The sequence below is a fragment of the Paenibacillus sp. FSL R5-192 genome (assembly GCF_000517845.1).
Taxonomy (GTDB): domain Bacteria; phylum Bacillota; class Bacilli; order Paenibacillales; family Paenibacillaceae; genus Paenibacillus; species Paenibacillus amylolyticus.
Genome location: NZ_ASPR01000001.1, coordinates 30,726 through 41,021 on the forward strand (window position 1 = coordinate 30,726; position 10,296 = coordinate 41,021).

Below are 10,296 nucleotides of genomic sequence, written 5' to 3' on the forward strand. Positions count from 1 at the left end.
CAGCATTTTTGCAAATGCTTGTTTAGTATTTGACATGGGATGTGGTATAATAAGCCCGTATGTGATTTCGGCTAAAAACCATAGACACAACCCAAACCCCTAGGAGGATTGAAACCATGCCATTAGTATCTATGACAGACATGTTGAACAAAGCACTTGAAGGAAAATATGCAGTTGGTCAATACAACATCAATAACCTTGAGTGGACTCAAGCGATTCTTGGTGCTGCTGAAGAAGAGAAATCCCCAGTAATCTTGGGTGTATCCGAAGGCGCAGCACGTCACATTGGTGGCTTCTACACTGTAGTTAAAATGGTAGAAGGACTTATCCACGACATGAAAATCACTGTTCCAGTTGCAATTCACCTGGACCACGGTTCAAGCTTCGACAAGTGTAAAGAAGCGATCGACGCTGGATTCACATCCGTAATGATCGACGGTTCCCACCACTCTATCGATGAGAACATCGAAATGACTAAAAAAGTTGTTGAATATGCACACGCTAAAGGCGTTTCTGTAGAAGCTGAAGTAGGTACTGTAGGCGGACAAGAAGACGACGTTATTGGCGGTATCATGTACGCTGACCTGAACGAGTGTATCCGTATCGTTAAAGAAACAGGTATCGATACATTGGCACCAGCTCTTGGTTCCGTACACGGTCCTTACCATGGCGAGCCTAACCTGGGCTTCAAAGAAATGGAAGAAGTTCGTGACGCGGTACAAGTTCCACTCGTATTGCACGGTGGTACAGGTATTCCTAAACACGACATCGACAAAGCCATTTCCCTGGGTACGTCCAAAATCAACGTAAACACAGAGAACCAAATTGCTTTTGCAAGAGTGGTTCGTGAAGTGCTTGCAGCTAAACCAGACGCTTACGATCCACGTACATTCATCGTACCAGGCCGTGAAGCAATTAAAGAAACCGTTAAAGGTAAAATCCGCGAGTTTGGTTCTAACAACAAAGCGTAATTTATCTTTACCAGTTCCATACTGTGAAATGGAAAAACACCGCCTAGCCGGTGTCTTTCCATTTTCACACCTTATTTCTACATCGGAAGCCAACAGCACGTATTGCCGTTCATCGGCTGCAAAACACGTAGGGGGACATTAAGCTTTATGGAAAAATTGATGATTAGTGGCGGACGTCCGTTACAGGGAACTGTAACTATAAGCGGCGCCAAGAACAGCGCCATTGCGCTTATTCCTGCAGCATTGCTTGCCGAGTCAGAAGTCGTGTTGGACAACCTGCCGCTTTTGAGTGACGTGGCGGTTTATGCAGAAATTTTGGAGGAACTCGGAGCACACGTGACTTGGGAAGGCAGTCAGATGAAGATTGACCCTTCTGACATCAAATCCATTCCTATGCCGAATGGTCCCGTGAAGAAGCTTCGTGCTTCGTATTATATGATGGGTGCATTGCTAGGGCGTTTCAAAGAAGCGACCATAGGTTTACCAGGGGGCTGTAATTTTGAGCCTCGTCCAATTGATCAACATATCAAAGGGTTTGAAGCGCTTGGCGCAACCGTAACAAACGAACATGGCTCCATCCATTTGCATGCCAAAGAGCTGCGGGGAGCAAAAATCTATCTTGATGTAAGCAGTGTCGGCGCAACCATTAATATCATGCTGGCGGCTACTCGTGCCAAAGGCTCTACAATTATCGAAAACGCGGCTAAAGAGCCTGAGATTATAGATGTAGCAACACTTCTGAATTCCATGGGTGCCAGCATCAAGGGTGCAGGTACCGAAACGATCCGTATTGAAGGGGTCTCGGAGCTTAAAGGCTGCCGTCATTCCATCATTCCGGACCGTATCCAAGCAGGTACGTATATGATCGCTGCAGCGGCGACGCGCGGAGATGTTCTGATTGACAATGTGATTCCCAAACATCTGGAAGCTTTAACGGCAAAGCTGCTAGAAATGGGTGTTGGCATTGAGGAATTGGATGAAAGTATACGTGTCATTGGTAAACCAAGCTATAACCATGTGGACGTGAAGGCACTTGTATATCCTGGTTTCCCAACGGATCTACAGTCACCAATGACCAGTGTTTTGACACAGGCAACCGGTGTGAGCGTCCTGAGCGACTTTGTATACAGTAATCGATTCAAGCATGTGCCTGAGTTAGTGCGGATGGGTGCAAAGATTCGAGTAGAAGGACGGTCAGCGATTATTGAAGGCAGTGCATTAAACGCGGCCAAAGTAAAAGCATCCGATCTTCGCGCTGGAGCAGCGCTGGTGATTGCAGGTCTCACCGTCAGTGAAGGTGTGACTGAAGTAACGGGGGTCGAATATATCGACCGCGGTTATGATCATCTGGTGACTAATCTGCGCCTGCTCGGTGCAGATGTATGGCGGGAAACTGATTAATAGGAAGCATTATGCATGATTCAGTCCTACACATGTTTATTTTAACTGAACTGCATATCTTTTTGATGATTAGGTAAACCTGTTTTAATAGAGTTCTCAGTCTCTCCGGCATAAGACGAAATGTTTCTGTTTCCTTTACCGGAGGGTCTTTTTTTGAAATAAACTTCATATGGCTGTAAGAACATCATTTCTCATCCCCAACCCCCGGTTTTGTTTGAACTGCGCTCCATAGCCGGTCTATCCGGATTGATCGCCTCAATGCATCGTTCACTCAATAGCGGATCTTGCCGAATGTTGGCCATCCCACCCGGAAACTTACACTCAAAGACAAGTATTTGCATTATAACGGTTACATTCCGTACAATGGACAGAAGGGATTGTGGCAGACGCCACTCTCTATAGCCGGAACATCTAGCGAAACTATCCATTTCACACGGACTTATTAATTGAATAGGTGGTTATTATATGGATCTACAAATTTCCGATTTGGAAGAAATGAAACTAACGGACCTCTACAAACTGGCCAAAAAATATCAGATACCTTACTATGGTACGTTAAAAAAGAAAGAATTAATCTTTGCTATACTACGTGCACAAGCTGAACAGAGTGGCCTGATGTTCATGCAAGGCGTACTCGAGATTTTACCTGAAGGTTACGGATTCTTAAGACCTATCAACTACTTGCCAAGTACGGAAGACATCTACATCTCAGCTTCTCAGATTCGCAAGTTTGACCTAAGAACAGGTGACCTCGTATCTGGTAAGTGTAGAACGCCTAAGGAAAACGAGAGATACTTCGGTTTGTTGCAAGTCAACGCTGTAAATGGTGAGAATCCATCGGCGGCTGCAGAGCGACTTCACTTCCCGGCACTAACCCCACTGTATCCGCAGAAAAAACTGGTTCTCGAAACATCCCCCAACCATTTGTCCACACGCATTATGGATGTGCTCGCCCCGGTAGGATTGGGACAGCGCGGATTGATCGTAGCACCTCCCAAAGCGGGTAAAACGCTTCTCCTCAAAGAAATTGCCAACAGCATCTCAACTAACAATCCTGAAATTGAACTGTTTGTCCTGTTGATTGATGAACGTCCAGAGGAAGTAACGGATATGTCGCGTTCGGTAAAAGGGGAAGTTGTGGCTTCGACATTTGATGAACTGCCTGAGAATCATATCAAGGTGGCGGAATTGGTGCTTGAGCGTGCGCTTCGTCTGGTTGAGGCCAAAAAGGATGTCGTTATCCTGCTGGATAGCATTACACGTCTTGCCCGTGCATATAACCTGGTTATTCCCCCATCCGGTCGTACGCTTAGTGGTGGTATTGACCCAGCTGCATTCCATCGTCCGAAACGTTTCTTTGGTTCTGCTCGGAATGTGGAAGAAGGCGGAAGCCTGACTATCTTGGCAACGGCATTAATTGATACTGGTTCACGTATGGATGACGTCATTTATGAAGAGTTTAAGGGTACAGGTAACATGGAGCTCCATCTGGACCGTCGTCTGGCAGAACGCCGCATATTCCCGGCGATCGACATTCGTCGTTCGGGTACACGTCGTGAAGAAGTGTTGCTTAGCAAGGAAGAGTTGGATACAATCTGGGCAATTCGTAAAAACATGAATGATTCCCATGACTTTGTTGAAGGATTCCTGAAAAAACTTCGTAACAGCAAGACAAATGCAGAGTTTTTGGCGGCATTTGATTCGGCTGGTAACAGCCCGACAAGCAATTCGGGTACAACAACAACTCGTCGCTCACCTAGACAGACAGCAACGTCAGGTACATCGACGTAAGTGTCGTTCGACTAATCACTTTCTTTTTGCAGCATTGCTGTGAATGTTACAATACACTCGTCGTTAGGTTTAACCCATTAGATGTGAGGAGAACATCATGTATTTAGTATACGCAGATGAAAAAGGTAATGTATTTGATCATCCTTCCCTGTACGGGCTTGCCCGCAGTGGAGATATGATCGTGGAGATTATGGAGGATGAGTTGATTCCTCTGCCAGAAGGTGCAACGTTGGTTGGACTCCCGAGTACCCGGCCCATTGGTATGGACCCGGACACCGGTGAGATGCTGCCGATGCCATCAGACACACAGGCTGTAGGTGCATTGCTTCCACAGGGATTCACTCGTTTGTGTCTCCCTGGTTATGTGAAGACGGATAAAGAGTATAAATTGCCGTTATTCGGCTATTCCGCAGTAGTCTGGAAAGATGGCGGTTTCTATGTCACCGCTTCGAAGTCGGATAGTCCTGAAAAATGGAATCCACTCAACTGTGATCGTGACGATGTGCGTTCCGGGGTCAAACGATTGACGGAGCAATACCCCGAGAACCGTCTTTACACCCATCTATCCAACTGTGCGCTTGGATATGAATGTCTAACTTCATCAAACACGTTCCTGAATCGTTGGGAAGGTGGAGTGCCGGTATCCTATTCTTGCAATGCGGGCTGTTTCGGGTGTATCTCCGAGCAACCGGATGATAGCGGCTTTGTTTCCCCGCAGACACGTATGAACTTCCGACCACGTGTGGATGAGATTGTGGAGGTTATGCTGGAACACCTGAAGACGCCGGAGTCCATCATTAGTTTTGGACAAGGTTGTGAAGGGGAGCCTTCCACGCAGGCCAAGCTGATTATTGAAGCGATTCGCGAAGTGCGTTCCGTAACGGACATGGGGTATATCAACATTAATACCAATGCCGGTCTGAATGATCACATTAGAGGTATTGTAGATGCTGGATTGGATCTGATGCGCGTAAGTACAATTAGTGCACTGGATGACCATTATAACGCTTACTATAAACCACGTGGTTATACCTTAGCCAATGTTGAGAAGTCGATGAAATACGCAGCGCAGCAGGGTGTATACACGTCCATTAACTATCTGATCTTCCCAGGCGTAACAGATCGTGAAGAAGAGATTGAGGCGATGATTGAGTTTGCAAGAAGAACCGATCTACGCTTGATTCAGATGCGTAATCTCAATATTGATCCAGAGAGCTATCTGGAATTAATTCCTCCTGCTCAAGGTGATATCTTGGGCATGAAGCAGATGATTGAGATCTTTGAAGACGAGTTGCCTGGTGTTGTGATTGGATCGTATACTCATGTTCCACCCGCTGGAATGGCACGTCCAAAACGGTTGATTACCTCTTAACAATAATGGATTGCAACAGGCGCAAGGTCGTGTTATAATCTCAGGGTTGTGCCATTTACTCTGGGTCCGCTTGAGGCTCAGGGCGGAAAGAGGTGAAAGGTAATGAAAGAAGCAATTCATCCTAATTACACGATTGGTCAAGTATCTTGCGCTTGCGGGAATACTTTTGAGACAGGTTCGGTTAAAGACGGACTTCGTGTAGAGATTTGCTCCGCGTGCCACCCGTTCTTCACAGGTAAACAGAAGTTTATCGATGCTGGCGGCCGTGTTGATCGTTTCAAAAAGAAATACGGAATCTAATTGGACAATTCTTGGAGTTGTCTGCTAATTGCATCCAACACACCCCTGCTGATCTGGCAGGGGTTTTTATATGTTATATGTTAAGCATAATCGCATTCACGTTCCTCTGGTTGCAATTTGGATAACCTTACGTTATACTATTTCTTACCGTGCTAGATGGGGAGGTAGCGGTGCCCTGTAACTCGCAATCCGCTATAGCGAGGTTGAATTCCTGCTAGAGGTTTTGCCGATGTGAGGTTTGGTCCCTAAACGTGGTGTTGACGGTTGGGTCCTCCGCAATGAGTACTCATGAACCTGGTCAGGTCCGGAAGGAAGCAGCCATAAGTGAGATCACTCTTGTGCCGGAGGGTTGCCTAGCCCGAGCTATTGTTCAGGGGTGCCACTTGGATCGCAAATATCGATAGCAGGTGCACGGCTTACCTTTTAAATGTAGAGACCTTTGCAGTTGTATGTATGCAGAGGTCTTTTTGATATGTCTTAATAAACCACGCATGAATGAGTCAGATAAAGTTTGGATTCACCCTGGAATATAGTATAATAGGGGAACGACAAAGGACTCGAATGCGAAGTGGAAGGAAGGTAACGCATCATGGAGCATATCGCGTTATACCGGGCTTGGCGTCCCCAGTCGTTTCAAGATATGGTGGGGCAACAGCATATTATTCAGACCTTGCAGAACGCGATTCGTGAACAGCGGACTTCCCATGCCTACTTATTTAGCGGGCCCAGAGGAACGGGAAAGACAAGTGCCGCCAAGATTTTGGCCAAAGCTGTGAACTGCGAACGTGGGCCTGCGCCTGAACCTTGTAACGAGTGTGAAGCTTGCCGCAGAATTACGACTGGCGCTGTGATGGATGTGCAAGAGATTGATGCTGCATCCAATCGGGGCGTTGAGGAAATACGTGATCTTCGGGAAAAGGTTAAATATGCGCCAACCGAAGTCCGGCAGAAAGTCTATATTATTGATGAAGTGCACATGCTGACAACGGAGGCATTCAATGCTTTGCTCAAAACATTGGAAGAGCCACCACCACATGTGATGTTTATTTTGGCAACAACGGAACCGCACCGCCTTCCGGCTACCATTATATCGCGCTGTCAGCGATTTGATTTTCGTCGGGTGTCCCTGGAAGAGCAGACAGCGAGACTTACACTGATCTGTGAACAGGAAGGCATGGAAGCTGACCAGGATGCGCTCCAATACATTGCCCGTTTATCGGACGGTGGAATGAGGGATGCACTTAGTGTGCTGGATCAGATCTCTTCATTTACGGATGGACGAGTAACGTACCAGCAGGTTATGGACATGACGGGTGGAATTGCTTCAGAGCAATTTGCCAAACTGGCTGCTTCGCTGCTCAAAGGTGATGTTGGTCATATTTTGCAGATGATTGAAGGTTTCATGCATGAAGGAAAGAGTGCAGACAAGTGCATGGAGAATTTACTGTATTATTTCCGTGATTTGCTTATGATTAAGATGGTACCTGATGCAGATAAACTGACGGACCGGGTACTTAATCCGGAGTCTTTCCGTGATATGGCGGAGTCATTCACCAAGGAACAACTGTTCCACATGATTGACACCCTTAATCGGTACCAGAGTGAAATGAAATATGCAGTACAACCACAGACATTATTTGAAGTTGCATTGCTTAAACTGTGTAGTATTCCAGCTCAAGGTGAGGCTTCTGTTCAGGTGGGAGCTTCAGCTCATGCAGCACCTGCTGATGGGGGAGAGATCAACCGCTTGAAGCAGCAGCTTGCTGAGTTGGAGAAGAAGTTGGATCGTGCACTGAAAAGTGGTTTGTCTGGTGGAGAAGGTTCATCGAGTGCTCCATCTCGCCCGGCAACAAGAGCGCCGGTATCGAGAGGCAATTCACCTGCGAAGCTTCCTGCACAGTTGGATCAGTATGTTGCGCGCAAGGGAGCCCCTGAGTTCGCAGAGATCAGCAAAAAATGGAGTCAGATCCTGCAACGAGTGAAGGAAGAGCGGGTTACCGTTCACGCCTGGTTTGTGGATGGTGAGCCGGTATCATTGCTTGAAGACAATGTGTTGGTTGCTTTTAAAAACAATATTCACCGTGAAACGACGGAGAAGCAGGCTAACCGCGAAGTCATTGAGCGGGTGTTGTCGGAACATCTTGGGCGTTCGGCACGATTGGTGACGATGATGCTCAAAGATTGGACCGGAGCAATGGAGGGAGCTTCTGAAGCGCCAAAGGAGGACTTTAAGCTTGAACCTGAGCATGAAGACGGCGGTTCAGGCAACAAACAGCCTTGGATTGATGAAGCCATCCAGCTCTTTGGTGAGGATCTTGTAGTGATCAAAGAATAATGCGCATAGCGCGATAACCATAACAAAGGAGATGAACAATTATGAACAACATGAACCAAATGATGAAACAAGTGAAGAAAATGCAGGAGCAAATGCTGAAAGCACAAGAGGAACTGGCGGACAAAACAGTCCAAGGTACTTCTGGTGGCGGTGTAGTGACGGCTGAAGTTAACGGACACAAGAAATTGCTTGCTATCACGATCAAACCTGAAGCGGTAGATCCGGAAGATGTTGAAATGTTGCAGGATCTCGTTATGACAGCTGTTAATGATGCTATGGCCAAAGCCGATGAGATTGCCAACAAGGATATGGGCAAGTTCACAGGCGGCATGAATATTCCGGGATTATTTTAATTAAAAAATTGATCCTGTCAAAGGAGACACAATCGATTGTATTATCCCGAACCAATAGCCAAGCTGATTGATGCCTTCACCCGGTTGCCGGGTGTGGGTCCCAAGACGGCAGCGCGTTTAGCTTTTCATGTGCTTAACATGAAGGAAGATGACGTTATCGATTTTGCCAAAGCGCTCGTTAGTGTGAAGCGTAATCTTCATTACTGTTCTGTATGTTGTAATATTACTGATACGGACCCATGTCGCATCTGTCAGGATAAGTCCAGGGATGTATCTGTTATCTGTGTAGTTCAGGATTCGAAAGATCTGGTGGCCATGGAGCGCACCAAGGAATTCGATGGGTACTATCATGTGTTACAGGGCGCGATTTCACCTATGGAGGGAATTGGCCCAGACGATATTCGTTTGAAGGAACTCCTGGTTCGATTAAGTGATGAACGTATAAAAGAGATCATCTTGGCAACGAACCCCAACATTGAGGGTGAGGCTACAGCGATGTATATCTCCCGGTTGGTGCGTCCGTTTGAGATCAGTGTGACTCGTATTGCGCATGGATTGCCTGTAGGTGGCGATCTTGAGTATGCGGATGAAGTGACCCTTTCCAAAGCGTTGGAAGGTCGCAGGGAGATGCGTTAGTGTGATCGATTTGTATTACGTAGCGGACTTCCTTGGAAACTTCGGATGCTAAATAAGTTTCGATATGCAAAGAGAGCCTTAGGGCTCTCTTTTTTTTATGGAAAAAATGAATGCCCGAGTTCTAAGTTTGTCCTTTCCCTGATAAGTATGAGAATATGCTGTGCTGATCAGGAGGGGGAGAGATTATGTTTTTGTGGCGAAACACACGGAACTCGGTAGAGAAACACAACAGAATGTTGAAGGAACTTGAGGCGGATCAGATCTATGCAGATATTCAGATGGCTAAGCAGGAATGGGAACGGGCTATGAGACAGTTTGAAGATGCACAGGGACAGGATGAGATTGATTATGCTATTTATGTATTGGAGGCAGCTGAGCGGAAGTACCAGATCCACTTGAGAAGAGCAAAGCGAGCCAGAGCTAATGATGATGTTACATCACAGCGAGGGGTTAGTATGTAGAGTCACGTTTACATTAAACACGGAGGTGAAACATATGAAGAGTATTATACTGGGAAGTGTATTGGTTATATCGTTACTGGGGCTTATCGTTATTTTATTCAGAAAGCGGATAGGGTTATCGTTTTTCACGTCATTTGGAATTCATCTGGTGCTGGCTGCAGTAGGGATATATATCGTGAATTATTCCGGCTGGATTACAGGAACCTACATCCCGCTGAACCCTGCAACGATAGGGACTGTAACTGTTTTGGGATTGCCAGGTGTGGGGCTATTATTAGGGCTGAAAATTTCTTTGTTCGGATAGTTGACTCGCAGGATATTTATATGGTACATTATATCTCGTTGCTTTGCTTGCTTGGTTAGATGCTTTAGATGAAATCAAGGAGTTCATTACGAACTTCGAAAAATAATTTCAAAAAAACACTTGACCAAAACAAACGAAGTATGATATATTATAAAAGTCGCCGCTGAGAGAAAATGGTGACGAAAAAACGAGTTTGATCTTTGAAAACTGAACAACGAGTGAGTAAACATTCTGCTTGCAGAATGAACGCAAAAGTTTGAGACAAGCCTTGGCTTGAATCGACTGGAGCACAATTGAGATTTTTAATCTCGTCAGATTCAAAATGAGCTTATCGCTCTTTTCAATACTTTATTGGAGAGTTTGATCCTGGCT

10 protein-coding genes and 1 other RNA gene are annotated in these 10,296 nt (G+C 46.1%); all 11 read left to right on the forward strand.

Features of this window, described 5'->3' with window-relative positions:
* Positions 1-116 precede the first annotated feature (116 nt).
* The 11 genes from fba (at position 117) to C161_RS00195 (ending at position 9,924) form a co-directional block, all read left to right on the forward strand.
* Positions 117-971 carry a class II fructose-1,6-bisphosphate aldolase gene (gene fba, locus C161_RS00150; RefSeq protein ID WP_036607263.1) on the forward strand — a complete coding sequence of 285 codons (855 nt, stop codon included), beginning with the start codon at positions 117-119 and terminating at the stop codon, positions 969-971.
* Positions 972-1,118: 147 nt separating this feature from the next.
* The gene (locus C161_RS00155) at positions 1,119-2,372 is read left to right on the forward strand and encodes a UDP-N-acetylglucosamine 1-carboxyvinyltransferase (RefSeq protein WP_036607261.1); all 1,254 of its coding nucleotides are present in this window, start codon (positions 1,119-1,121) and stop codon (positions 2,370-2,372) included.
* Between the two features lie 465 nt (positions 2,373-2,837).
* Complete coding sequence (gene rho, locus C161_RS00160; RefSeq protein WP_036607258.1) at positions 2,838-4,163, forward strand: transcription termination factor Rho; 1,326 nt, start codon at positions 2,838-2,840, stop codon at positions 4,161-4,163.
* A gap of 97 nt (positions 4,164-4,260) precedes the next feature.
* A complete protein-coding gene (locus tag C161_RS00165) occupies positions 4,261-5,535 on the forward strand; it encodes a radical SAM protein (protein WP_036607256.1) in 1,275 nt (424 codons plus the stop codon).
* A 102-nt stretch (positions 5,536-5,637) separates the two neighbouring features.
* Entirely contained in the window at positions 5,638-5,835 is a 198-nt protein-coding gene (gene rpmE / locus C161_RS00170) for a 50S ribosomal protein L31 (protein ID WP_036607255.1), read from the forward strand.
* Between the two features lie 147 nt (positions 5,836-5,982).
* Positions 5,983-6,250: signal recognition particle sRNA large type (gene ffs, locus C161_RS31840), an RNA gene on the forward strand.
* Between the two features lie 174 nt (positions 6,251-6,424).
* Positions 6,425-8,170 carry a DNA polymerase III subunit gamma/tau gene (gene dnaX / locus C161_RS00175; RefSeq protein WP_036607251.1) on the forward strand — a complete coding sequence of 582 codons (1,746 nt, stop codon included), beginning with the start codon at positions 6,425-6,427 and terminating at the stop codon, positions 8,168-8,170.
* Between the two features lie 41 nt (positions 8,171-8,211).
* The gene (locus tag C161_RS00180) at positions 8,212-8,523 is read left to right on the forward strand and encodes a YbaB/EbfC family nucleoid-associated protein (protein WP_036607248.1); all 312 of its coding nucleotides are present in this window, start codon (positions 8,212-8,214) and stop codon (positions 8,521-8,523) included.
* Between the two features lie 36 nt (positions 8,524-8,559).
* Complete coding sequence (recR, locus tag C161_RS00185) at positions 8,560-9,159, forward strand: recombination mediator RecR (RefSeq protein ID WP_036607246.1); 600 nt, start codon at positions 8,560-8,562, stop codon at positions 9,157-9,159.
* A gap of 233 nt (positions 9,160-9,392) precedes the next feature.
* On the forward strand, positions 9,393-9,620 hold the full coding sequence (locus C161_RS00190; protein WP_051447031.1) for a DUF2508 family protein: 228 nt from the start codon (positions 9,393-9,395) through the stop codon (positions 9,618-9,620).
* Positions 9,621-9,654: 34 nt separating this feature from the next.
* A complete protein-coding gene (locus C161_RS00195) occupies positions 9,655-9,924 on the forward strand; it encodes a pro-sigmaK processing inhibitor BofA family protein (RefSeq protein ID WP_036607241.1) in 270 nt (89 codons plus the stop codon).
* The last annotated feature ends 372 nt before the right edge of the window (positions 9,925-10,296 follow it).

Coding starts and splice junctions, on each gene's coding strand:
- fba (WP_036607263.1), top strand. CDS start 117: ATGCCATTAGTATCTATGACAGACATGTTGAACAAAGCACTTGAAGGA.
- C161_RS00155 (WP_036607261.1), top strand. CDS start 1,119: ATGGAAAAATTGATGATTAGTGGCGGACGTCCGTTACAGGGAACTGTA.
- rho (WP_036607258.1), top strand. CDS start 2,838: ATGGATCTACAAATTTCCGATTTGGAAGAAATGAAACTAACGGACCTC.
- C161_RS00165 (WP_036607256.1), top strand. CDS start 4,261: ATGTATTTAGTATACGCAGATGAAAAAGGTAATGTATTTGATCATCCT.
- rpmE (WP_036607255.1), top strand. CDS start 5,638: ATGAAAGAAGCAATTCATCCTAATTACACGATTGGTCAAGTATCTTGC.
- dnaX (WP_036607251.1), top strand. CDS start 6,425: ATGGAGCATATCGCGTTATACCGGGCTTGGCGTCCCCAGTCGTTTCAA.
- C161_RS00180 (WP_036607248.1), top strand. CDS start 8,212: ATGAACAACATGAACCAAATGATGAAACAAGTGAAGAAAATGCAGGAG.
- C161_RS00190 (WP_051447031.1), top strand. CDS start 9,393: ATGTTGAAGGAACTTGAGGCGGATCAGATCTATGCAGATATTCAGATG.
- C161_RS00195 (WP_036607241.1), top strand. CDS start 9,655: ATGAAGAGTATTATACTGGGAAGTGTATTGGTTATATCGTTACTGGGG.